Annotated in this window: 17 protein-coding genes; 3 read left to right on the plus strand and 14 right to left on the minus strand. The window is 62.0% G+C overall.

What is annotated here, in order from left to right; all coding sequences use genetic code 11:
- Positions 1 to 131: 131 nt before the first annotated feature.
- The gene (locus L1073_RS11865) at positions 132 to 2,075 is read left to right on the plus strand and encodes an aconitate hydratase (RefSeq protein WP_246899530.1); all 1,944 of its coding nucleotides are present in this window, start codon (positions 132 to 134) and stop codon (positions 2,073 to 2,075) included.
- A 63-nt stretch (positions 2,076 to 2,138) separates the two neighbouring features.
- Here the strand turns inward: L1073_RS11865 and ilvD are convergent, their stop codons facing one another.
- The 10 genes from ilvD to L1073_RS11915 all read right to left on the minus strand — a co-directional run bounded on the left by ilvD (position 2,139) and on the right by L1073_RS11915 (position 17,193).
- Positions 2,139 to 3,848 carry a dihydroxy-acid dehydratase gene (gene ilvD, locus L1073_RS11870; RefSeq protein WP_246899532.1) on the minus strand — a complete coding sequence of 570 codons (1,710 nt, stop codon included), beginning with the start codon at positions 3,846 to 3,848 and terminating at the stop codon, positions 2,139 to 2,141.
- A gap of 312 nt (positions 3,849 to 4,160) precedes the next feature.
- Positions 4,161 to 6,617: an endopeptidase La gene (lon, locus tag L1073_RS11875; protein ID WP_246899535.1), complete on the minus strand. Its 2,457-nt coding sequence runs from the start codon at positions 6,615 to 6,617 to the stop codon at positions 4,161 to 4,163.
- 91 nt (positions 6,618 to 6,708) lie between these two features.
- Positions 6,709 to 7,950: a DUF945 family protein gene (locus L1073_RS11880; protein WP_246899536.1), complete on the minus strand. Its 1,242-nt coding sequence runs from the start codon at positions 7,948 to 7,950 to the stop codon at positions 6,709 to 6,711.
- 28 nt (positions 7,951 to 7,978) lie between these two features.
- Positions 7,979 to 10,186: an ATP-binding protein gene (locus L1073_RS11885; protein ID WP_246899538.1), complete on the minus strand. Its 2,208-nt coding sequence runs from the start codon at positions 10,184 to 10,186 to the stop codon at positions 7,979 to 7,981.
- 2 nt (positions 10,187 to 10,188) lie between these two features.
- Positions 10,189 to 10,599 (minus strand): putative pterin-binding protein, encoded by a 411-nt coding sequence (locus L1073_RS11890; protein WP_246899539.1) that lies wholly within the window; start codon positions 10,597 to 10,599, stop codon positions 10,189 to 10,191.
- A 254-nt stretch (positions 10,600 to 10,853) separates the two neighbouring features.
- On the minus strand, positions 10,854 to 11,645 hold the full coding sequence (locus tag L1073_RS11895) for an MOSC domain-containing protein (protein WP_246899540.1): 792 nt from the start codon (positions 11,643 to 11,645) through the stop codon (positions 10,854 to 10,856).
- Between the two features lie 220 nt (positions 11,646 to 11,865).
- The gene (locus tag L1073_RS11900) at positions 11,866 to 14,463 is read right to left on the minus strand and encodes a TRAP transporter permease (protein WP_246899541.1); all 2,598 of its coding nucleotides are present in this window, start codon (positions 14,461 to 14,463) and stop codon (positions 11,866 to 11,868) included.
- 157 nt (positions 14,464 to 14,620) lie between these two features.
- Complete coding sequence (locus L1073_RS11905; RefSeq protein ID WP_246899543.1) at positions 14,621 to 15,598, minus strand: TAXI family TRAP transporter solute-binding subunit; 978 nt, start codon at positions 15,596 to 15,598, stop codon at positions 14,621 to 14,623.
- A 250-nt stretch (positions 15,599 to 15,848) separates the two neighbouring features.
- Positions 15,849 to 16,655: a sulfite exporter TauE/SafE family protein gene (locus tag L1073_RS11910; protein ID WP_246899545.1), complete on the minus strand. Its 807-nt coding sequence runs from the start codon at positions 16,653 to 16,655 to the stop codon at positions 15,849 to 15,851.
- A gap of 52 nt (positions 16,656 to 16,707) precedes the next feature.
- Entirely contained in the window at positions 16,708 to 17,193 is a 486-nt protein-coding gene (locus L1073_RS11915) for a DUF192 domain-containing protein (RefSeq protein ID WP_246899547.1), read from the minus strand.
- A 71-nt stretch (positions 17,194 to 17,264) separates the two neighbouring features.
- On the opposite strand from L1073_RS11915, the gene L1073_RS11920 reads away from it, so the two are divergent.
- Positions 17,265 to 18,128, plus strand: a complete 864-nt coding sequence (locus L1073_RS11920; protein ID WP_246899549.1) for a DMT family transporter — start codon at positions 17,265 to 17,267, stop codon at positions 18,126 to 18,128.
- A gap of 6 nt (positions 18,129 to 18,134) precedes the next feature.
- Here L1073_RS11920 and modC read toward each other — a convergent pair whose 3' ends face one another.
- The 4 genes from modC to L1073_RS11940 form a co-directional block, all read right to left on the minus strand.
- The gene (modC, locus tag L1073_RS11925) at positions 18,135 to 19,229 is read right to left on the minus strand and encodes a molybdenum ABC transporter ATP-binding protein (protein WP_246899550.1); all 1,095 of its coding nucleotides are present in this window, start codon (positions 19,227 to 19,229) and stop codon (positions 18,135 to 18,137) included.
- On the minus strand, positions 19,222 to 19,917 hold the full coding sequence (gene modB, locus L1073_RS11930; RefSeq protein ID WP_246899552.1) for a molybdate ABC transporter permease subunit: 696 nt from the start codon (positions 19,915 to 19,917) through the stop codon (positions 19,222 to 19,224). Before modB ends, modC begins: the two co-directional genes overlap by 8 nt.
- Positions 19,917 to 20,714 carry a molybdate ABC transporter substrate-binding protein gene (gene modA / locus L1073_RS11935; protein ID WP_246899554.1) on the minus strand — a complete coding sequence of 266 codons (798 nt, stop codon included), beginning with the start codon at positions 20,712 to 20,714 and terminating at the stop codon, positions 19,917 to 19,919. Before modA ends, modB begins: the two co-directional genes overlap by 1 nt.
- Before the next feature lie 162 nt (positions 20,715 to 20,876).
- On the minus strand, positions 20,877 to 22,856 hold the full coding sequence (locus tag L1073_RS11940) for a ligand-gated channel protein (RefSeq protein WP_246899556.1): 1,980 nt from the start codon (positions 22,854 to 22,856) through the stop codon (positions 20,877 to 20,879).
- 198 nt (positions 22,857 to 23,054) lie between these two features.
- Here L1073_RS11940 and L1073_RS11945 point away from each other — a divergent pair, with 198 nt between their 5' ends.
- The gene (locus L1073_RS11945) at positions 23,055 to 24,044 is read left to right on the plus strand and encodes a LysR family transcriptional regulator (RefSeq protein ID WP_246899558.1); all 990 of its coding nucleotides are present in this window, start codon (positions 23,055 to 23,057) and stop codon (positions 24,042 to 24,044) included.
- Positions 24,045 to 24,157 lie beyond the last annotated feature (113 nt).

Genomic DNA, 24,157 nt, shown 5'->3' on the forward strand with positions numbered 1-24,157 from the left:
AATCTTTTGGAGTGGGCCTTGTCTTGCGATGACCTTCCCGTCACTGGCAAAGGTAGCATGCGCAGTCCGTGAAGCAGTCGATGTCTGTCCTACACTGAGGGAAGCAAACTTCGCCAACACGGAAGCCAAGCATGAATCAGACACCCCGTAACGTTACCCAGAAACTGATCGCCTCGCACCTCGTCAGCGGCGACATGACGCCGGGGGCAGCTATCGGCCTGACAATCGACCAGACCCTCACCCAGGATGCCACCGGCACCATGGTGATGCTGGAGCTGGAAGCCATGGCGCTCGACCGCGTCAAGACGGAAGTCTCCGCTCAGTACGTCGACCACAACCTGATCCAGGAAGACAACAAGAACCCGGACGACCATCGTTTTCTGCAAACCTCGGCGGAACGTCTAGGCGTGTGGTTTTCACGTCCGGGCAATGGCGTCAGCCACCCCACACACCAGCAACGCTTCGGCAAGCCCGGCAAGACCCTGTTGGGGTCCGATAGCCATACCCCGGCTGCCGGTTCGCTGGGCATGCTGGCGATCGGCGCTGGCGGCATCGACGTCGCCATGGCGATGGCCGGCGAACCCTTTCATACGCGCATGCCGGAGGTCTGGGGCGTGCGCCTCGACGGTCGCCTGCCCGACTGGGTCAGCGCCAAGGACGTGATTCTCGAGATGCTGCGCCGCCATGGCGTCAGTGGCGGTGTGGGGCGCATCATCGAATATTACGGGCCCGGCCTTGCGCATCTTTCCGCGATGGACCGACATGTCATCGCCAATATGGGCGCAGAACTCGGCGCCACCACCAGCGTGTTCCCCTCCGACGCGGCGGTGAAGGCATTCCTCACCGCCGAGGGGCGCAGCGAGGATTGGCACGAACTGCTGCCGGATGACGGCTGTGGCTACGATCGCCACGAGACCATCGATCTCTCGCAGCTCGAGCCACTGATTGCCAAACCCTCGAGCCCCGGTAATGTCGTGCCTGTACGCGAGGTGGCCGGCGAGCCATTGTCGCAGGCGTATGTCGGCTCCTCGGCCAACCCCGGCTATCGCGATTTCGCCATCGTCGCTGCCATGCTCAAGGAGCAGACCATCGACGACAACGTCTCGCTGGAGATCAATCCCACCTCGCGCTCGATTCTCGAAACGCTGACCCGCGACGGCCATCTGCTCAGCTTGCTCGGCGCCGGTGCCCGCCTGCATCAGGCCGGCTGCAATGGCTGTATCGGCATGGGGCAAGCGCCGGCCAACGACACCAACAGCCTGCGCACGGTGCCGCGCAACTTCCCCGGACGCTCGGGCACGCGCGAAGACCGCGTCTTCCTGTGCAGCCCGGAAACCGCCGCAGCCTCGGCGCTCAAGGGTGTGATCACCGATCCCCGAACGCTGGGCATGGCCTACCCTCAGGTGCAAGAGCCCGACGATCCGATCATTAACACGCGCACCCTGATCGCCCCGATGGAGGCCACCAAGGCGCGCAAGATCCACCTGATCAAGGGGCCGAACATCGAGTCGCTGCCGGATTTCGAGCCGCTCGAGACACAACTGGACCTGCCGATTCTGGTCAAGGCCGGCGACGATGTCTCCACCGACGAGATCATGCCCGCCGGCGGCGAGGTGCTACCCTATCGCTCCAACATCCCCAGGATCGCCGAGTTCTCCTTCCGTGGCGTCATCGACGGATACGCCGACCGCGCCCGCGAGACGGGCGATCATATCGTCATCGGCGGCGAGAATTACGGCCAAGGCTCGAGCCGTGAGCATGCCGCCATCGCCCCGCGCTACCTAGGGCTGCGTTTGGTCATCGCCAAGAGCTTTGCCCGTATCCACCACCAGAACCTGATCAACTTCGGCGTGCTGCCGCTGACCTTCGCCGACGGCAACGATTACGACGCGCTCGACGTCGATACCCGAATCACGTTCGACAAGCTGCAAGAAGCACTGGAAGCGGGCGGTCCCGTGACGGCAAAAGCCGAAGGCCGAACGCTGACGCTGGAACACGCCTTGACCCCACGCCAAGTCGAGATCCTGTTCAGCGGCGGCCTGATTGCCTGGATGCGCGACCAGCAGGCAGCCTGACGAGACCGCCACGAGAAGCGGCCCACTGTGGGGCCGCTTGGATGACACAAGGCATTCACCGTATCAGTCGCCCAACGCTTCTGGCAGGTCGGTGACCGCCCCCTTGGAGGCGGAACTTACCGTCTTGGCGTACTTGGCCAGGGTGCCGCGGGTATAACGCGGTGCCGGACGCTGCCAGGCCGCGCGCCGCCGATTCATCTCGTCTTCACTAATATGCAGCGTCATTACGTCGTTCTCGGCATCGATGGTGATCTCGTCGCCATCTTCGATCAGGCCGATGGGACCGCCGACGAAAGCCTCCGGCGTGACATGACCGACCACGAAACCGTGGCTACCACCGGAGAAACGCCCGTCGGTGATCAATGCCACCTTGTCGCCCAGACCACGTCCCATGATCGCCGAGGTCGGCGTCAGCATCTCACGCATGCCTGGGCCACCCTTGGGCCCTTCATAGCGAATGACGACGACGTCGCCGGCGACGACGGTGAGATCGTTGATCCGTGCCTGCGCTTCTTCCTCTGAGTTGAAGACCCGGGCGCGACCGGTAAAGCGCGTGCCTTCCTTGCCGGTGATCTTGGCCACCGCACCTTCCGGTGCCAGATTGCCGTAGAGCACACGCAGGTGGGTGGAGGTTTTGACCGGCTTGTCCAGCGGCTTGATGATCGCTTGATCGAGCGGATACGGGGTCACATCGGCCAGGTTTTCGGCCAGCGTCTTACCGGTCACGGTGATGCAGTCGCCGTGCAGCAAGCCCGCGTCGAGCAGGATCTTCATCATCGGCTGAATACCGCCGATCGCCACCAGCTCGCTCATCATGTAGTGGCCGCTGGGACGCACGTCGGCGAGCACCGGCACGCGCTTGCCGATCCGCGTGAAATCATCGAGCGAGAGTTCCACGCCGACGGTGTTGGCCATGGCCAGCAGGTGCAGCACAGCATTGGTGGAGCCACCCAGGGCGATGACCACGGTGATAGCGTTCTCGAACGCCTGACGCGTCATGATGTCAGAAGGCTTGAGGTCCAGCTCGAGCAGCTTGAGCACGGCTTCGCCGGCGGCGCGGCAGTCGTCGTTCTTGGTCTGCGAGACCGCTTCCTGGGCCGAGGAGTTGGGCAGACTCATGCCCAGCGCCTCGATTGCCGACGCCATGGTGTTGGCGGTGTACATGCCGCCGCAGGAACCCGGCCCGGGGATCGCCGTTTCCTCGATCTGCTTGACCTCGATCAGCGACTTGTTGCCCTGAGAATAGGCGCCCATCGCCTCGAACACCGAGACGATATCGGTATGCCCCTTGCCTGGCTGGATAGTGCCACCGTAGACGAAGATGCCGGGGCGATTGAGGCGCGCCAGGCCGATCATGCAGCCCGGCATGTTCTTGTCGCAGCCGCCGATGGCGACCACGCCATCGAAGCCCTCGCAGCCGGAGACGGCCTCGATGGAATCGGCGATGATCTCGCGCGAGGCCATCGAATACTTCATGCCCTCGGTGCCGTTGGCGATGCCATCGGAGATGGTGATGGTGTTGAACACCACGCCCTTGCCTCCGGCGGCATCGGCGCCCTCACTGGCGGCATCCGCGAGCACGTTGATATGACTGTTGCACGGGGTGACCCGGCTCCAGGTCGAGGCGATGCCAACCTGCGGCTTCTTGAAGTCTTCGTCGGTGAAGCCCACCGCACGCAGCATCGCGCGGCTGGCCGCCTTGCCCGGGCCGTCGACCACATTGGCGGAATGGCGGCGACGGTGATCGGTGTTCTCCGGAAAATCCTGGCTCATCAAGTGCTCCTGTTTCGTCTGGTAGGCCCGAGGGCGAATCATGGGCGACGCATGCCGGCTGAAGAGATGCAGCGATAAAACGAACGGCTAAACGTCGGTGTCACGGTCAGATGACAATGCGCGGGCCTCGTATTTCTTGATAAGGCGGCTCTTGTGAAGCGGCTCTTCTAGTGAAACGACCTAGATAAAGCGACTCGCCACGCCCCGCGCAGAAAGGGATCACCCATTGTAACGACGTTGGGCGCGATCGGACATCCGATCGCGCCCAATAGTGAGCACGTCAACACGGCCCTTCGAGCCGGTACTAAACGGCTAGCCGAAGACCACCTTGGCCACGTCCCGGTAGCGATTGGCAAAGTGCACGGTCACTCCCTTCTTGAGGTAATCGGGCAGTTCCTCGTAATCGCGACGGTTGGGCTCGGGCAGAATCAGCTCGAAGATATCGCTGCGCCGCGCGGCGATCACCTTCTCGCGAATACCGCCCACTGGCAGTACCTGACCGCTCAGCGTCAGCTCTCCGGTCATCGCCAGGGGCCGGTCGAGGGGCTGCTGCTTGGCCAGCGACAGCAGTGCCGTGGTCATCGTCACGCCGGCCGAAGGACCATCCTTGGGCGTGGCACCCTCGGGCACGTGCATGTGTACATGTGCCTCGTCGAAGAAGGTCGGATCGGCGCCGAATTCCTTGAGATGCGCCACTGTGTAGCTATAGGCGATATTCGCCGACTCCTGCATCACATCGCCCAACTGGCCGGTGAGCTTGAAGCCGCGCGACTTCGCGTGCACGCGCGCCGCCTCGACCGGCAGTGTCGCGCCGCCCATCGAGGTCCAGGCCAGCCCGGTGACCACGCCGACGCCCTTGAGCACCTTTTCCTTGCGGAATGTCGGCGCGCCGAGAAACTCCTCGAGGTTGTTGACCGAGATCTTGACCGTATCCTGCTCGTTCTCGAGCATCGTCACCGCCGCCTTGCGCACGATGCGATGCAGTTGCTTTTCCAACTGCCGCACCCCTGCTTCCCGGGCATAGCCTTCGATCACACGCCGGAGCGCGGCATCGGTGAGGTTGATGCGCTTCTTGGGAATGCGGTCGCGCTCGAGCAATTTGGGCCACAGATGGTGCTTGGCGATGGCCATCTTTTCCTCGGCGATGTAGCCCGACAAGCGAATCTGTTCCATGCGGTCGAGCAAGGCCGGCGGTAGCGAATCCAGGGTGTTGGCGGTGCATACGAACAACACCTTGGAAAGGTCCATGCGCACGTCAAGATAATGATCGAGGAAGTCGACGTTCTGCTCGGGGTCGAGCACTTCAAGCAGCGCCGAGGCCGGGTCACCCTGGAACGACTGGCCCATCTTGTCGACCTCGTCGAGCATGATCACCGGATTTTCGACCTCGACTTCCTTGAGCGCCTGCACCAGCTTGCCCGGCATCGCCCCGATATAGGTGCGCCGGTGACCCTTGATTTCGGCCTCGTCGCGCATGCCACCCACCGAGAAGCGATAGAACTCGCGGCCCAGCGCTTCGGCGATGGAGCGTCCCACCGACGTCTTGCCGACCCCTGGCGGGCCGACCAGCAGCAGGATGGAACCGCCGACATCGCCCTTGAAGGTGCCTTCGGCGAGAAACTCGACGATACGCTCCTTGACGTCCGTCAGACCGTCATGGTCGCGATCGAGAATCTTGCGTGCCCGAGGTAGATCGAGTTGGTCCTCGGAGGTGATCCCCCACGGCAGGGAGGTCAACCAATCCAGGTAGTTGCGGGTAGTACCGTATTCCGGAGAGCCGGTTTCGAGTACCGACAACTTGCCCAGCTCGTCCTCGATGCGTTCCATGACGCGCTCGGGCACTTCCAGGTTCTCGAGGCGTTCGCGGAACGTATCGACATCGTTCTCGCGATCGTCCTTGGAGATACCCAGTTCGCGCTGGATGACCTTGAGCTGTTCGCGCAGGAAGAACTCGCGCTGGCGGTCCTGCATCTGCGCGTTGACCTGCTCGCTGATCTCGCTTTGGAGCTGCGCTACCTCGATTTCCTTGCGTAGCAGCGGCAGTACTTTCTGCATGCGCGCCATCACCGGCAGCGTCTCGAGTACTTCCTGAAGCTCGGGCCCCTTGGCCGAGGTGATGGCCGCAGCGAAATCGGTCAGCGGCCCGGGCTCATGGGGGCTGAAGCGATTGAGATAATGCTTGAGCTCCTCGCCGTACAGCGGATTGATCGGCAGCAATTCCTTGATGCCGTTGATCATCGCCATAGCGTAGGCCCGCGCTTCCTCGTCGCTGGCCTCGATGGGTTCCTTGGGATAGGTGACCTCGACCAGGTACGGCGGTGTCTTCGACAACCAGCGGACGATGCGAAAACGCCGCACCCCTTGGGCGATGAACTGGATCTGCTGCTCTTCGGTCTGCGAGCGATGGACCTTTACCGCCGTGCCGATCTCCGGGAAGTCACCAGGCCCTAGCTCATCGACGCCGGAATCGCCGACGAACGCCACCCCGACGCTTTGGTGCGGCGTGTTGCCGACCCGCTCCATGGTGTCTTCCCAGCGTTCGCGGTGGATGACCAGCGGCTGCACCTGCGCGGGAAAAAACGGCCGGTTGTGAATCGGCAGCAGGTAGAGCCGCTCAGGCAGATAGGCCTGAGTCGGCACCATCGCGCGACCTTGGGAGGTCGACTCCTGGTCGTCCTGCGTCGGGGAATTTTGCTCTTCGGCGTCTTGCCGAGCCTCTTCGAGCTCGGCATAAAAGTCCCGGGATTGATCCTGATCGCGTTCGCTCATCATTCACCTTGAGAGTCGTCGGGCAAATGGCCCGTTTGCCAAGAGGAATGCGGGCGTCACCGGCGAACTTCAAGCCTACGCGGGATAATGCTTACCAGCGCAGCGCTCGCTCGTTGACGCGCCACTGGCCGGCATCGACGCGAAACACCAGACGCGGCGTCTCCGGCGGAAGACCCAGATGCAAGGCCAAAAGCGCCGGCGCATCGACAAGCGTGACATGGCCATCGAGACGCTGCTGGAGGCGGCGCCAGAAATCGGGGAACGTCACCGGCGTGGCTGCCAGCGAGGCCGCATCGTCACCGTCGAGCGTCAACTCTCCGAAGGCGCGACTATCGACGCCGAAGGCCTCGCTGGTCACTTGCAAGGTTTCCAGCGTGAGTCGCGGTGAATCGTGCAGCATATCCACCACCAACGGGGTCAGCCGCGCCCACCGCGACGACACGTCGATGGAAGCCGCATCATGGCCGGTGGCGGCGCCAGCACCATCCGCGTACATGCGTTCGAACAGCGCACGCAGGGCATCGGCATCGACGCGCTCCAGCCCCAGCGACATGCGCCCCGAGGCCACCGACTGCCCCGCTACGGCGATATCCGCCACATCGCCTTCGCCGTGATAGCCGAAGGTGTCATCACCGAGACGCATATCGGCCTCGTAGTCCAATGCATTCAGCGAAAACGGCGCGCCACCCTGCCAGGTCAGCGACGCCAGAGAGAGATCCATACTGTGATGAAAAGTTCGCTCATCACCCCGATGGCGACCCTCGACGTCGAGCGCCCCGAGTCCGAGCGATGTCTCGCCCAGCGAGACGCGCCACGGCGCCGAACGCAAGTGGTAACGCACGTCCCCGGCTTGCCCACGCAATGCCAGCTCGCCGGCGCCGACTTCCAGCGACGCTCCCTCCCGCAGCACAGCACGTGAGGTGAACGCCGGCCATTCCAGACGCCCTTGCATATCGCCCGATAAGGTCCGGTAGGTGGCCTGCCATGTCGGGGCCGCCTCCGCCGCCAACAGCGTCTCCCCTGCATAGGTGACAACCGCCTCGCCATCGAGATGGCTGCTCAGTACGCCGTGGCGGACACCATAAGGAAGCATCACGCGCAGCGGGCTGCCTTCCGGCGCAACGGTTTCCAGACGCAGAACGCCTGAGGAATGCCACCACTCTTGTTCGACCTCATGCCGCGAGGCCTGCCAGCCCTCGCGAGCGTCCAACTGTGCGGTCAGACGCTCCAGCGCCTGTTCGCCGACATGACTCGACCATGCCTGCGCGGCGCACCAGCCGACTCCCAGCAATAGCAGCAGAACGCCCCCGCCGATCCAGCGTTTCTTGTGCATCGCGATGTCTCCTGATGAGAAGTGCCCTTCAAGCAGGCATATCGTTGGCCATGCGCAGCGCTTGCCGCGACGAGGTGATGATGGGACGCAGCATGGTCCATTGGCGGCCAGCTTCCTCCGAATCTGCCTGGCGTGCCGCGCGCTCCAGGCAGTCGCTGTCGCGCACCAGGCGCATCAAGGCCAGTGACGACGATTCACCCTTGAGGCGATGTGCCAGCTCGGCCGTACGTGTCATGTCCGCGTCGGCGATGGCCGCCTCGAGTGCCGCCTCCAACACCCGCGACTGATACTGCCAGGCGGCCACCAACGCACTGCGTTGCGCTGCGCCCAACGTCTCACCGAGCGTCGCAAATTCCTGGCGATCGAGAAGCGCCGGTCGCGTATCCGCCGACTCAGCCACAGCAGAGGGCCGGTTATGGTCAGGCGTGATCGCTTCTTGCGGATCGCGTACGCCGAAACGCACCAGAATATCGACCAGCACCTGCTGGCGTATGGGCTTCGTCAACACCTCCGCCATGCCGGAGGCCAGGGCCCGTTGGTGCTCCTGAGTGGTGACACTCGCGGTCATCGCGACCAATGGAGTGGCCTGGTTGGGGCCGTGCTGAGCGAGAATTCGCCGCGCCGTCTCCGGCCCATCGAGCGAGGGCATGCGAATATCCAGGAAAATCAAGGCGAACGGCGTGTGCTCGGTCAGCGCCAAGGCAGCCTCGCCACTCTCGGCGACACTCACCGTATGCCCGAGACGCTCGAGCATGGCCACGGCCACCTGGCGATTGACGGGATTATCCTCGATCACCAGCAGCGGCGCGGTACGTGCCGCCGTCGCGTTCCAAGTTTCTCCTGACGGAATGTATGTTTCCCCATTCTCGCCGTCACGCGGCAATGGCAGCTCGAACCAGAAGCGGCTGCCCTCATCGACCGGACTCGAGACGCCGATACGTCCCTGCATAGCTTCCACCAGTCGCTTGCTGATCGCCAGGCCCAGGCCGGTCCCGCCCTGCGTGGCGCCCCCCTGGTAAAAGGGCTGGAACAAGCGTTCGCGATCCACATCGTGGATGCCGCAACCGGTGTCGCTTACCTCGAAATGTATCCAATCGCCGCGCATGGGCTTGACGATCAACGTCACATTGCCTTGCCGCGTAAACTTGAGCGCGTTGGAGAGCAAGTTGAGCAATATCTGACGCAAGCGTCCCACATCGCCTACCAGGCGTTCGGGGACCGCAGGCGAGACGACACTCGCAAACTCGACATGCGTGGCGCGCGGCTCCAGCAGCCGCATCAAGGACGCAACCAACTCGGAGAGCGAAAACGTCTCGTGCTCGATATCCAGATGCCCGGCTTCGATCTTGGAAAAATCCAGCAGATCGCTGATCAACGCCAGCAGCTGTGAACCGCTATCGTGGATGGTTTCGACATATTGATCCGAGGTCTCATCCAGCTCGCGCTCGCTCAGCAGCTCCGTCATGCCCAGCACACCGTTGAGCGGCGTGCGTATCTCATGGCTGACGGTAGCCAGGAAGTCCGACTTGGCCTGGTTCGCAGACTCGGCATGACGCGCGGTCTCCTGAAGCTCCTGGCTCAGATGCTCCAATGCCCGTCGCGCCGCAATATTCTCTCCCGCTTCCTGGAACAGGAAGCGGATCACCAGCACGGTGGCGCCGCACATCAACAGGATCAACGCCAGCAAGGCCGCATACAGCGCCAATTGCACCTCGCGCTCACGCGTCTTGGATTCGGCGAGATAGGCGTTGACCGACACGACGAGGCGCTCGCTGAGGCCGCTCAACGTTTTCAGGCGCTCTTCCAGAGAGCTCAGATCGGGCGATGCTGTGGACATACGCGAAAGGGCGGCATCAAGTGCATCGCTACGCGACAGGATCTCCGGTAGCAATGCTCGCGCCTCGGGCAGCGACTGGAATAGCGCGGCGATTTCACCCTCGCGCAGCAGATTGATACGGCTATACAGCAGCTCGAAGCGCATGCGCACGTCATCGAATTCGCTCGGATTCTGTTCGGCCTGCAAGACGGCATTGCGCATCTGGATGGTTTCCCGGTCCAGCTTGTAGGCCGCCCAGGCGGCGTCGCCGGCAACGCTCTTGGCCAGGACTTCCTGTCGCCAGATGATCAAGCTGACCACCACCAAAGCGGCGACGAAAAACAGGGTCGCCGCACAGGCCCCAAGCTTGAGCCGTAGCGGCAAGCGCGACACGAGGTGGATGCGGGAACGCCAGGCCATCATCATTCCACGACAATGTGCGTGACCTGCCAGACCGAGCGGAAGCGCACTTCTTCAGTCTGCAGTTCGGAATGATCATCGAAAGGATAGAGCACGAACAGCGGGCCGTACTCACGCACCGGCATCGGCTCGCCGTCGCGCTGCATGGCCAAAATCACGTCATACTGCTCTGCCTCGGCCAGCGGTACGTCGGCAGCGAAATCATTCAACGCGACGACGTGCAGCGAATCGCCGTGAGCGCCGACCGCCTCATAGATCGCGCCCAGCAAAGGGCCTTCGAAGCGCGACACGCCCTCGGTCCAGGGGGTATGCGTGACGATGGTGCTCTGCGGCAATTCCTGAAGCATGGCGCGGTCGAAGCGTGCCACACCATCACCATTGGTACGCGAGATATCCCCTTCCACGGTCAACATGACGTCTCCTTCGGGAGCCGGCAATGGGTGAGCATGTACCGCCGAAGCGCCGATCATGAGCAAAAAGAAGCCCAGTCCGCCCATCATGCCTCGGCGCCCGAGGCATTGCCTCAGCGTCATCAAGCCCCCCATGATTAGCCGTTCCCATCCGAGTGCGAGCAAAAACATCATACCGCCATCAATGACCCTACCACTGCAAAAGGGCACTTGCATGCCATGCGCAGTCGCCGAGTAACCTGGCTGATCCATCTTCGTCACTCCAGTACCTCGAGACGATCATGACGCGTGACACAGCCTTCGTTTTCGGCAATCAGGTTCTGTCCGAAATACACCTTGCCGCCCTCGCCGCGCCGGTAACCGGCGAGCGTACGCAGGGGTTCACGGCCCTCCTTGAACGTGCCCGTGGCGGGATCGACGCTGACCATCGCGCAGCGAGCGCAAGGCTTGTCGACGCGGAACACGACCTCGCCCAGGCGGATGCGTCGCCACTCATCCTCGGCATACGCCGAGGTACCGGCGATTACCAGATTGGGGCGAAACTGCGCCATGCGATGCTGCTCAGCAGTACGCGTGTTGAGATCGGCCAACGAGGCCTCGGAGATCAATAACAGCGGATAGCCGTCGGCAAAGCTGACGCGTTGTTCGATGGAGCGCCGATAGCGCGGGGACTGATCGCCCAGCCACAACAATCGTGCGGGCTCTCCCGCCGCTTCGCTGAACCAGGCGTCGAGGCGCGCATGCGTGGTCCAGGCATCGAAGTCGTCGGCCCATACCGTGGTGGCGAAGGTCGTCAGATCGAAGGCGCCCACCGCCAGTTCCAGCGCCGGCAATTCGGGATGCGACAGGCTCAACGCCTGACCGTCGAACGTCGCGGTTACGCGCTGTAGTTGAGGATGCGTGCGGGCCGTCAGAAAAGTGCCATCGGGCTTGGCAACCATGAAACGCCGATCGCCTACTATCCCTTCCATACCGACCCATGCCGATTCTTGCATGCGTCCCGCAGTGGATTTGATGGGATAAAGATGAATCGCGGACAGCGTCGCCATGGCAGCCTCATTGGGAGTCTGAGAAATTGTGAGGGTATTTTTGAGCATTGTCGCAAAAAATACTGACTGCCGCCTCGATAGTGACACGCCATTGACCCTTCCGGGTGCTCACTCCGAGGCGATGGCATAGCCAATGCAGGCAACGGCCGTCATCAAAAGCGCCCGCCTCTTGCGAAGCGGGCGCATTTTGTTGCACCACGTACCGACACGATGAGGCCGTTTACGTCGTGGCGTCGGCGTGCCGGCTCGGTGTCGGCCGCCTGCGGCGTTGCAGCCAGACGACGAGTGCGAATACCGCCAGTCCCGGTATCCACATCCATTCCTTCGGCCAGCGTTCGACGGGCGCACGGATCGACACGATCTCTTGATCGAAATCGAAGCCCAATTCTTCTGCCTGGCTATCGAAATCGGTCATGTCGACCAGCGTCTTGCCGTCCTCCTGCATCAGGGTCAGCCCCAGGTTCTGCATGCGCTCGGCACCAGTATCGCCGTCCGGGGCCGGCACCAGCATCACGAAGCTGGTCGGTGACCCATAAGCATCGAGACCATCGACACGAACACGCAGATTGCTGTCGTCGTCGATGGCGCCCAACGCTTGTTCGAACTGCGCGGGCGGGATGTCACGATACGGATCGTGAATCATGTCCATCCAGAACCCGGGCCGGAATAGCGTGAAAGCCACCAGCAGCAGCAACAGACTCTCGTACCAGCGGCTTCTCACCACCATGTAGCCCTGCGTGGCGGCGGCGAAGATCAGCATCGCCCCCGTCGCCACCACGAAGATCAGTATCCCGTGCCACCAGTTCACATCGATCAACAGCAGGTCGGTATTGAAGATGAACAGGAATGGTAGCGCCGCCGTGCGCAAGCTGTAATAAAACGCCTGGAAACCAGTGCGAATGGGATCGGCCCCGGAAATCGCTGCAGCAGCGAAGGAGGCCAACCCTACCGGGGGCGTCACATCGGCCATGATGCCGAAATAGAAGACGAACAGATGCACCGCGATCAACGGTACGATCAAGCCATTCTGCTCACCCAACTGGACGATGACCGGCGCCAGCAGCGCGGACACCACGATATAGTTAGCCGTGGTCGGCAGGCCCATGCCCAGAATCAGGCTCAGTACCGCCGTCAGCATGAGCATCAGCAACAGGTTGCCCATCGACAGTGTCTCGACCAACCCGGCCAACACCAGACCCACCCCGGTCTGGGAGACGGCGCCGACAATGATCCCCGCCGCCGCCGTGGCGATGCCGATACCGATCATGTTGCGCGCGCCGTCGATCAAGCCTGCCCAGAGATCGATGAAGCCACGCTTCACTTCACGACCCAGTTCGCCGCGACCGCGGAAGAACGCCTCCAGCGGGCGCTGGGTCAAGATGATGGCGATCATCAGCACGGTGGCCCAGAAGGCCGAAAGCCCTGGCGACAAGCGCTCTACCATCAGGCACCACACCAGCACCACGACGGGCAGCAGGAAATAGAGCCCCACCATCACCGTGGGCCGCGTTTGCGGCAATACCGTGATGTCGGTACTCGCATCGTCCTTCTCGAGTTCGGGATAGCGCGACCCCAGCTTGAGCAGCGCCACGTAGATCACTGCCAGCCCCACGGCGGCTACCCATGGCATGGCCTCACCCAGCACCGGTTTGAGCCACCCCAAGCCGTAATACACGATCAGCGCCAAGGCCATGAGTCCAACCAGCCCGGTCAAGAAGCCGACTATTTTCTGTAGCCACGGGCGCACGGGATTGCTGCTTTCAAGCCCGCGCATATTGGCCTTGAGCGCCTCGAGGTGAACGATATAGATCAATGCGATATAGGAGATCAGCGCCGGCAGGAAGGCATGCTTGATGACCTCGACATAGGAAATGCCCACATACTCGACCATCAAGAACGCTGCAGCCCCCATCACCGGCGGCATGATCTGCCCGTTGACCGATGAGGACACCTCGACCGCACCGGCCTTGGTGGAGCTGAAGCCGACACGCTTCATCATGGGAATGGTAAAAGTACCGGTGGTCACGGTATTGGCAATCGAGGAGCCCGAGATAATGCCGGTCATGCCCGAGGCGACGACCGCCGCCTTGGCCGGACCGCCGCGATAGTGGCCCAGCATCGAAAACGCCATCTTGATGAAATAATTGCCGGCTCCCGCCTTATCCAGCAAGGCACCGAACAAGACGAACAGGAACACGAAGCTGGTCGATACCCCCAAGGCGATGCCGAACACGCCTTGCGACGTCAACCACTGATGATTGACCAGACCATAGAGACTCACCCCGCGATGCGCCAGCATCCCCGGCATGTAAGGGCCGGCCAAGGAATAGACGATGAACACCATCGCCACGATCATCAACGGTGGCCCTAACGCGCGCCGCGTGGCCTCGAGCAACAGCACCAGACCGATCACACCGATGATGACGTCCTGCAAAATCGGCGCGCCGGGGCGCTGTGAAAGCTGCTCGTAAAAGAAATACATGTAGGACGCCGCGAAGGTGCCCACCAAGGCCAATCCCCAGTCCAATAACGGCACTCTGCCACGCGGTGAGCGCTTGAAGGCCGGGTAGGACATGAACGCCAGGAAGATGGCAAAGGCCAGATGGATGGAACGTGCCTCCGTGGCACTGAACACCCCAAAGCCGAATACGAAGGGTAAGGGCGAAGCGATCCAGAGCTGGAACAACGACCAGATCGCCGCCACACTCAGCAACAACTTGCCAACCGGTCCGACAGGCTTGCGGGCTCCGGTCTCGTTGGCGGCCAGTTCCTCAAGCTCGGCGTTACGTGTAGACGCCGTCGACTTATCGTCTTGCATATTATTGTCCCGGTAGTGTTAATCAGGGCCCACAAAGCGCGCCCTGACCGACAAAAACATCACGGCCGTTTGTTGCGTTCGCTACCGCGTGGCCAGAACCAACGATGCGCGGCGCCGAAGCGGCCGCGCATCGTCTAGTACGACATCAAGCTAACGCTTACAACCAGCCACGCTCTTCATAATAGCGCTTGGCGCCATCATGCAGCGGCGCGGAGAGACCGTCGGAAATCATTTCTTCCGGTTCCAGATTGGCGAAAGCCGGGTGCAGACGCTTGAAACGGTCGAAGTTGTCGAATACCGCCTTGACTACTTCATAGACGACATCGTCATCCACTTTGGAAGAAGTCACGAAAGTGGCCTTGACGCCAAAGGTCTCGACATCATCGTCATTGCCCTTGTACATGCCGCCGGGAATGACCGACTTGGCGTAGTACGGATACTCCTCGACCAGGCCATCCACCGCGTCGTCGTTCAACGGTACGAGGTTGGCATCCACGGTCGTGGTAGCTTCCTGAATCGCGCCATTGGGGTGACCGACCACGTACGCCATGGCATCGATGTTGTTATCCGCCAGCGCCGAGGCCATTTCAGAAGCGCCCAGTTCGGAGGCCATCGAGAACACGTCAGTATCCCAGCCTTCGGCGTCCATCAGCACTTCCATGGTGGCACGCTGACCGGAGCCCGGGTTGCCGATGTTGACGCGCTTGCCCTTGAGATCCTCGATACCGTTAATATCGGCATCCTTGCGCGCCAGAACGGTCAACGGTTCGCCGTGCACGGAAAATACCGCACGCAGGTCTTCCATCGGCTCCTTGAAGTCACCCTCGCCGTTGTAAGCACGATATTGTACGTCGGACTGCGCGACCCCCATGCTCAGCTCATCGGACTTGATGCCGTTGATGTTGGCCACGCTGCCACCGGTGGACGGCGCGTTACAGCGAATATTGGTGTCCTCCGAGTTGCGGTTGACCAGACGACAGACCGACTGACCCACCACGTAGTAGACCCCTGTCTGTCCACCGGTCCCGATGGTGACGAAGCGCTCCTGATCCTGAGCCATCGCCGGCGTCGATAGCGCGGCGGCACCCAAAAGGGCCCCAGAGAATAACGCAGCGGTAAAAGCGTAACGTTTCATGCATGCACCTCTTTGACATTATTTTGACGAACCAGCCGCGGAGCCAATGCCCGCGCCAGTTACAGGGAGCGACCTGAAGATGACCTCGGCGCGGCCTCTTCAGATGCATTCGGTTCCCTTGCCCTCAGCTTAGGCAATATGTGCCCAAGTCGATAGCCGGCAGGCATGATAACCGCCCGTTATGCCGACCGGAACAGACGTTTTCCATATCCCGCTGATATTCGACTAACGTCTAACCCAATCCCGACGCCTAGCCCGACAAGACGGTGAACAACATCTTTAAAGACAACGCCATCAAGACGAACGCGAAGATGCGCTTGAGTGCGGACACGGGCAGACGGTGGGCAAGCCGGGCGCCCAGTGGCGCAGTGAAGAAACTCACGCCCGACATCAGAATCACCGCCGGCCAGTAGACGAATCCCAGCGTTCCCACCGGCAACCCCGGCTCTCCCCAGCCGTTGATCAGATAGCCGACCGCTCCCGCCAGCGCGATCGGCAGTCCTACCGCCGCAGAGGTGCCGATCGCACGCCGCATGGAGACGTTGCACCAGGTGAGAAACGGCACCGTCAACGAACCACCCCCGATGGCGACCAGAGCGGAGATACCGCCGATACCCAGCCCCACACCCGAGACGCCCCAGGCCCCCGGCAAGGTCCGCGATGGCTGAGGCTTGAGATTGATCAGCATCTGTAACGACACGAAGGCCATGAAACAGGCAAAGAAGATGGCCAACCCCGACGTCGGCACGTGGGACGCCAGGAATGTACCCAGAAACGTTCCCACTAGAATGCCCGGCGTGATAGAGCGCACCACTGACCACACCACCCCGCCGCGACGATGATGCGCGCGCAGGCTCGCCAGCGAGGTGGGCACGATGGCGGCCAGCGACGTCCCCAGTGCCACATGTACCAGGGTGTCATGCGGAAAGCCCTGCAAGGCGAACAGCGACGTCAGTAGCGGCACCATGATGCCACCACCGCCGACCCCCAGCAGGCCGGCGAAGATACCCACCACCCCGCCCAAAGCCAGATAAGCCAACCACCATATCGGATCCACGTACTCACTCCTTGTCATCGAACATTCGGCGCCACTTCATCGGCCCGTTAACCTAGCGCGGCGATAGCAAGGGCGCGATCGAGAGATGATCGCCCGCCTCAATGCCGTGTCGACGAAAGTAACCGGCATTGACCTCCAAGGCCGCGCGAAACGGGACCTCGGCCGCATAACTGGGGCACTCGGCGCTGGACTCAGCCTGGCATGGCCGCATGTGCCGGATGGCGCGTACCTCGCCGTCCGCACCTAAAAAGGCGATATCCAGCGGAATACGCGTGCGGTACATCCAGAACGATGCCTCGGGGGGTTGCTGGCGGGGATAGACGAATAGCATGCCGGCATCCGGCGCGAGCGTATCTCGATTCATCAGCCCCGTCGCGCGCTCGTCGGCTTGTCTGGCTACCTCCACCGACAGCGTCTCGCCGGCAACCTTCAAGGTGGCACGCTCGAGTGTCGAACGCGCCTCGCCGAGCGTCGACGCGAGAGTCAGCACCAACATGGCCAACGCCATCATGCCCGACACGTACAATGTCCGTTTCATGCGCTATCCTTTTGCGTTCTATCAGCCAGTGCGAATAATGCCTGACGCCACTCGCCTACAAGGACATCCTCGTGCCGCTTCGCGACCTCTTGCTTGGCCTTCTGGTCATCGTCATCTGGGCCTTCAATATCATCGTCATCAAGGTCGGCGTGGACGACATGCCGCCGCTGATGCTGATGACACTGCGCTTCATGCTGGTCGCGGCATTGGTCGTGCCCTTCACTCGGGTGACACGGCCGCAACTGCCGTGGCTGCTGGTGCTGTCGGTCACCTTCGGGGGCCTGCATTTTCCGTTGCTGTTTCTGGGCCTGGGCCAAGCCGAGGCCGGTACCGGCGCCCTGCTTGTACAGATGGGCACACCCTTCGCCACCTTGCTCGCTGCCGTGTTCCTCAAGGAACGCCTCGACCTGCGCCGCCTGCTCGGCTTGCTGCTGGCCTTCGCCGGTGCCGTGGTACTCGCCGGCGGGCCAGCGCTGCCCAACGCCACGGCCACGTTGACGCTCTTGACCAGCGCCCTGGCCTGGGCGGTATCGACGTTGATCATCAAGCGCGCCCCGGCCATCTCGCCGCTGACGCTGGCCGGATGGATCGCGCTGTTCGCGATTCCCCAGGTCGCACTCGGCAGTTGGCTCTTCGAGACCCAGCACATACAAGCGCTGCGGCATGTCGGCTGGATTGGCTGGGGCGCGGTATTCTACACGGCAGTGATGTCGTCGATCATCGCCTACGGCTTGTGGTATGCGCTGCTACGCCGTCACCCGATCAACCGGGTCGTGCCGCTGACGTTGCTGATGCCGGTCATCGCCGTTTTCCTCGGCGTCTGGCTGCTCGGCGATGGCCTGGATAGTCACAAGTTGCTCGGCGGGGCGCTGGTCATCGCCGGGCTGGCGGTGATCAATCTACCGGGAAGGCGGCGGCAGCACACCGCCTCCTGAAGGCCCTTACGTGACGATCACGTCATGGCGGGAGATCGTCACGCTACGCAGCCGCGCCTGCAACGCTTGGCCCGCATACAGTCCCATCTGACCGACGGCTTCACGGGTAAGGCGCGCCCGCAGCGCCTGCCCACCGACATCCAGCATCACCTCGACGAAGGGACCGTGGGCTTCATCACCGATCTCCCGTAGCGTCGCCGGTAGGCAGGCGACATCCGGCAGCGGCGGCGTCTGCGTAGAGGCGACACCCACATCGCGCGCCCGAAGGCGCAGGCGCACCGCATCGCCGACCGCGCCGTCGAGACGCGCGACGCTCAGCGTCTCGGCCTCGGCCATGCCCGGCAGTGCCAGACGCGTCAGGCAAAGCGCCTCGTCATGCGCAACGATACGCGCCTCGAGCAGTGAAGACGCCTCGAAGCGCCCCGTGCGCGGCCCCAGGTCGAGGCGCGAAAACATCTCGTCCACCGGACCGCTGGCCAGCACGCGGCCCTCCTCGATCAATGCCACGCGGTCGGCCAGTGCGCCGATTTCACGCGTATCGTGACTGACGAAGAGAATCGGTACGCCAGTATCGCGCGCCAGACGCCGGATATAACGCAAGAGCTCCTGCTTGCGCGCGCCGTCCAGCCCGGTGAGCGGCTCGTCCATCAACAGCATCCGCGGGCGCGACAACAACGCCCGGCCGATGGCCACGCGTCGCGCCTCACCTCCCGAGAGCCGCCCCGGCGTACGCGACAACAAATGACCGATCCCCAGAAGTTCGACCAGGCCATCGAAATCTGCGCGCGCCGCGCGCGGCATGCCGTAGCGCAGATTGCCGCGCACCGAATAATGCGGAAACAGCCGCGCTTCCTGAAACACCACGCCCAACTGACGCCGGTGAGGCGGCACCCAGCGACGCCGCTGGGTGTCCACCAGCCATGTATCGCCCAACCGGATGGTGCCTGCCTCCGGCGCCCCCAATCCGGCGATCAGCCGAATCAGGCTGCTCTTGCCGCTCCCCGAGCGCCCGAACAACGCCGTGACGCCTTGCGCCGGCACCGTGAGAAAGGTATCGAGGGTGAAATCGCCCAGCCGCTGAAATACCTGCGCTTCAAGCATGACGGCCCTCCAGACGCCGACGCGCGCGCCGCGCCAACCATTCCGACGCCACCAGCGCGATCAACGCCACGACCACCGAAATCACACAAAGCCGCGCGGCGGCGGCCTCCTTCCCGGGCGTCTGCACCAGGCTGTAGAGCGCCAGCGGCAAGGTGCGCGTCTCACCGGGAATGTTGGCGGCAAAGGTGATCGTCGCGCCGAACTCGGACAGCGAACGTGCGAACGCCAGCACGCTGCCGGTCAGAATGCCCGGCAGCATCAGCGGCAAGGTCACCGTGAGAAAAGTCTTCCAGCGGCTCGCGCCCAGCGTACGCGCAGCCTCCTCCAGCTTACGATCGACCGACTCCAGCGACAGGCGTACAGCACGCACCAGCAAGGGAAATGCCATCACCGCTCCGGCGAGTGCCGCCCCTTGCCAGGTAAAGGGCAGACTCACGCCCAGCGTTTCGTGCAGCCATTGGCCCAGCGAACCTTGGCGTCCCAGCGATACCAGCAGCAGATACCCCACCACTACCGGTGGCAGCACCAGCGGTAAATGCACGATGCCATCGACAAGGGCCTTGCCCGGGAAGTCAAAACGCGCCAGCACGTAGGCCATGCCCAGTCCCGGCAGCAGGATCGCGGCCACCGCGACACCGGAAACACGCAGGCTCAGGGCCAGCGCCTCCCATTCCAGCGGTGTCAGCATCAGCTATCCCCGTCGGTCAGCGTCGCAAAGCCGAAACGTTGGAAGATAGCGCTCGCCGTGTCGCCTTCCAGCCACTTGGCTAACGCCGTGGCCTCCTCGCTGGGCGACGCACCAACCAGCGCTACGGGATAGACAATCGGGGCATGGGACGACTCGGAGAAGGTGCCCAGTATATTGACCTTGTCGCTGGCCTGGGCATCGCTGGCATAGACGACGCCCAACGGCACCTCGCCGCGTTCGACCAGCGCCAGAGCGCTGCGCACGTTGTCGGCGCGCGCCAACCGTGGCACGAGCGCCTGCCACTGACCCAGCGCTGTCAGAGCCTGTTTGGCATAAATACCCGCGGGGACATGCTCCGGGTTGCCGAGTGCCAAGCGCCCGTCTCCCAATCGTTCGGCAATCGAAGTGGTCTCATCCATTGTAAAACGCTCGAGCTCACTATCCTGAGGTGCAATCAATGCCAGACGATTGCCCAGCACATCATGGCGATGCGAGAGCGTGATTCCGTTCTGCGAGCCGAGCCAATCCATCCAGCGCTCGTTGGCCGAGAGATACACGCCCGCCGGCGCACCATTGGCAATCTGCCGAGCCAATGTCGACGACGCGGCGTAGACGGGCACGATGTCGACATCGTGATCGCGCTCGTAGGCCTCGGCCAGCGCATCGACGGCATCGGTCAGCGAGGCCGCAGCAAAGACCTTGACGCGCTCGGCGGCCAGCGCCGAAAGACTGGCCATGCCCAGCGACAGTGCCAAGGCATGGACGATAAAAATACGCACCAGCGAACGACGTAACATAGAACTCCGGGCCTAGCGGCCTCGATACCAATGACGAGTGAGTAAGCTTATCGAAAATAGCATGCGCGATGGCAACAACCCAGACACCGATCCAAGCCTTCTCGAACGAAGAAGGGAGGCCCGAAGCCTCCCTGCACGATGATCGGCAATCTGTCTTATGCATCAGAACTCGACGCGGATACCGGCATTATAGTGACGACCATCCAGCACCTTTTCATAAACGTCGTAGTTCACATCCTTGTCGAAGACATTGTCCACACCGCCAAACAGGGTCGCCGCATCGGTCAACCGGTAGGCTGCGCCCACGTCTACGAAAGTGTAGGAAGGAATCTCATCCGTCATGCTCGTGCGACTCAATCCTTGGGTCGTGCGGCCACGATAATTGACGCGCGCCCACCCCGATAGCGGGCCACCCGGCTCCCAATCGAGCGTGGCATTGGCCATGTGCTCGGGCAGTCTGTTGAGCGGTTGCCCTTTGAAATCCCCGGTTTTTTGCTCGGAATCGGTATAGGTGTAATTGGCCGTCAGGGAATAATCCAGCCCCAATGGCAATGTCAATGTCGCCTCGACACCCTGCATGGTGACCTTGTCGACGTTGAAGCGCTGGCTGATGAAGCGGTATTCCTCATTGTTGAAGGTACACGTCGCGTCACCCGCTTCCGTATCGCAAACACGTTGTTCGGTGATCTTGTCGTCGAACTCCGTATAGAACAGTGTCACCCCGGCTTGGGTGCCTTCTTGATCATCCCATACCACACCCAGCTCATGGCTCAGACTTTCTTCGGGCTGGAGATCCGCATTACCGAGAATCACCGCCGGCACTGCTGAATTCGGTCCGCCGGTGATCTGCCCCCAGCCAGGCGATGCCTGACGCAGATCCGGCGCACGATAACCGCTGGTGACGCCACCTTTGACAGTCCATTGTGGCGCCGCCTGCCAGACCCCATAAAGTCGTGGTGCCCAATGCGTCCCATAGTTTTCGTCTTTATTGAGCCGCGCGCCCCCCGTCAGCGAGAAATCCTGCGTCAGCGCCCATTCGTCCTCGACGAAGAGTGCCCATTGCCAGCGTGTCAGTTCATCCAGGTTACCCGCTTCGTTACCGCCATCCGTCAACGCCTGATCCTGGTATTGACCGCCAAGCGTCAAGATATGACGCCCCAGAGGCATTACGCTTTGCGTGTTGAAGACCGTATTTTCATATTCCATGTCGCGCGAGGGATTATCGACTTCTTCACGCTGCACATAGCTTTCCGTGGTGCCGAACCCCCAACGACCATTGTGCGTAACGGCATAATGACGACGGTCGTAATCCTGTTCCGAACGCTCGTTGGGACCGCCTCGCCCTTCTTCGGCAATCGACTCACCGGGATTGGAAGTACGCTTCTGATTGCTGTAACCCGCCTCGACGTCAATATCGTGCGCCGCTGATGGCGTCCAGCTCAGCTTGGCCGTACCGCTCGCTAACCGCCGCTCGTTAAAACCATCGACGATTTGATCCTCGTCACGGTGTGAATATTGACCGTGAACCTGAAGCCCCAGCGTGTCCTCTTTGAGCGGGCCGCCGACATAAAAGCGGCTACGGTTCGAATCGCCCGAGTCCGCGTCTTCCTGAACCGTGGTGTCGGCGGTGACGCTACCATGCCAGTCCTTAGCCACCTTGCGCGTGATGATATTGACCACGCCGCCCAGGGCATCGGACCCATACAAGGAAGACATGGGCCCCCGAATCACCTCGATGCGCTCGATGGCGGACAACGGTGGCAGCCAACCCTGCTCGATCCCCGGTCCATCGCTATTGGGGCGTGTCTCCCGAGACCCCTGACGCTTGCCGTCGACGAGAATCAAAGTGTACTTGCTGCCCATGCCCCGCATGCTGATGTCCTGCGAGGCGCCCCCGCCGGTGATCATGACGCCGGGCACATTCTGGAGCGCATCGGTGACATCCCGATAGCTCTTGTTCTCGAGCTGCTCGCGCGAAATGACACTGATCGACGCCGGCGCGTCCTGTACCTGCTGAGCGTATCCCGCAGCAGTCACGACGACATTATCCAGTTGGACATCGTCATCGGCGGCATAGGCCAGCGGCATGCCGAAAGTGGTAACGGCGAGTGCCAGCGCCGACGGACGAATGTGATAAGACATAATGCGTTGTTCTCCCTGATGAACCCGCTCCGACACCGGCCGAAGCATTTGCATGATACTTTGATGTTTAATACGAATTTTTATCATTTAGATTCTTTCATAGAGAACACGCTAGGTCACGGTACGGGGCGTTTCGCAATCTGCAACGCAACGAGAGATCGTTACAAGCGTTAATGATTTTCAAAAGAGTCATGCAATATGCCAGAATGGATATCCACTCCACGCACCACGCTGACGATGGCCTATGGCATGCACGATCTTGATGAACTGACCGCATTCGCCTCGGTCATGGCGTCTGGCAGCCTGACCGCCAGCGCCCGTGAACTGGGACTCGCGAAGTCGACACTCAGTCGACGCATCAGCCAGTTGGAGGAACGGCTGGGTCAGCCGCTGCTGCGACGCCAAGCCAACCGCCTGCTTCCCACCGAAGCCGGCACGCTGTTTCTCGCCTACAGTCAGCAGATACTCCACCTCGCCGAGCAAGGCCAGCAGGCGCTCGACGACTTGCGCGCGGATGTCAGCGGCGAGTTGACCGTCGAGGTGCATAACGCCTTTGCGCGGGGCTGGTTCAGCCAGCAAATGGAGGATTTCGTGGCGCGTCACCCAGGCGTGCGCCTGAACCTGCATACTCGTCTGACGCCGCCTACGGGCCCCGAAGACGAGACCCTGTGCCTGTGGCTGGGCGATGTCGCCGACTGTGGCCTACGTCAGGAGACGCTTGGCTACATGCGTCGCGGGGTCTACGCGCATCCTGACTATTTCCGGCGCCATGGCATGCCGCGTCACCCGCGCGAACTGACCGAACATGCCTGGGTCGACCTGCTCGGGACCAGCGAACAGGGCGTGACGTTGCATCACGCCCGCGAAGGGGAAACCCGGATTACGCTCCCGCCGTCACGACTGCACGTGGATCAGTACGTCCTGCATATCGATGCCATCGCGCGGGGGCGCGGCTTGGGTCTTCTTCCCCATTGGATGGCCGAAAAACGCCTCCAGCATCATCCTGGTAGCCTGGCGCCTTGCCTTGCAGAATGGGCGCCCTCGTCGCTCCCCATCACCCTGCTCTACCCCTTCGGACGTTTGCCTCGCAAGAGCGTCGCACTTCTCGAACAGATCCGCCAGACCGTGCCGGAGAGCTGGCGTCTGCACTCGCATATCCCGCCCGAACGCGTTTTCACGCTAGACTGACAACCTCGAGACGACATGTTGTACTCTTTTATAAAAGATCGGTTTATATAAAATACCGAATCATATAAAAGACGGGTTCATGTGAAAGTCGGTGCATGAGGAAGCCGGTTCAT

Origin of the sequence: Chromohalobacter nigrandesensis (assembly GCF_023061285.1) — a bacterium.
Classification (GTDB): Bacteria; Pseudomonadota; Gammaproteobacteria; order Pseudomonadales; family Halomonadaceae; genus Chromohalobacter; species Chromohalobacter nigrandesensis.

Bases quoted from the DNA above. Each gene is read 5' to 3' on its own strand.
- L1073_RS11865 (WP_246899530.1), top strand. From the start codon at position 132: ATGAATCAGACACCCCGTAACGTTACCCAGAAACTGATCGCCTCGCAC.
- ilvD (WP_246899532.1), bottom strand. From the start codon at position 3,848: ATGAGCCAGGATTTTCCGGAGAACACCGATCACCGTCGCCGCCATTCC.
- lon (WP_246899535.1), bottom strand. From the start codon at position 6,617: ATGAGCGAACGCGATCAGGATCAATCCCGGGACTTTTATGCCGAGCTC.
- L1073_RS11880 (WP_246899536.1), bottom strand. From the start codon at position 7,950: ATGCACAAGAAACGCTGGATCGGCGGGGGCGTTCTGCTGCTATTGCTG.
- L1073_RS11885 (WP_246899538.1), bottom strand. From the start codon at position 10,186: ATGGCCTGGCGTTCCCGCATCCACCTCGTGTCGCGCTTGCCGCTACGG.
- L1073_RS11890 (WP_246899539.1), bottom strand. From the start codon at position 10,599: ATGTTGACCGTGGAAGGGGATATCTCGCGTACCAATGGTGATGGTGTG.
- L1073_RS11895 (WP_246899540.1), bottom strand. From the start codon at position 11,645: ATGGCGACGCTGTCCGCGATTCATCTTTATCCCATCAAATCCACTGCG.
- L1073_RS11900 (WP_246899541.1), bottom strand. From the start codon at position 14,463: ATGCAAGACGATAAGTCGACGGCGTCTACACGTAACGCCGAGCTTGAG.
- L1073_RS11905 (WP_246899543.1), bottom strand. From the start codon at position 15,598: ATGAAACGTTACGCTTTTACCGCTGCGTTATTCTCTGGGGCCCTTTTG.
- L1073_RS11915 (WP_246899547.1), bottom strand. From the start codon at position 17,193: ATGAAACGGACATTGTACGTGTCGGGCATGATGGCGTTGGCCATGTTG.
- modC (WP_246899550.1), bottom strand. From the start codon at position 19,229: ATGCTTGAAGCGCAGGTATTTCAGCGGCTGGGCGATTTCACCCTCGAT.
- modB (WP_246899552.1), bottom strand. From the start codon at position 19,917: ATGCTGACACCGCTGGAATGGGAGGCGCTGGCCCTGAGCCTGCGTGTT.
- modA (WP_246899554.1), bottom strand. From the start codon at position 20,714: ATGTTACGTCGTTCGCTGGTGCGTATTTTTATCGTCCATGCCTTGGCA.
- L1073_RS11940 (WP_246899556.1), bottom strand. From the start codon at position 22,856: ATGTCTTATCACATTCGTCCGTCGGCGCTGGCACTCGCCGTTACCACT.
- L1073_RS11945 (WP_246899558.1), top strand. From the start codon at position 23,055: ATGCCAGAATGGATATCCACTCCACGCACCACGCTGACGATGGCCTAT.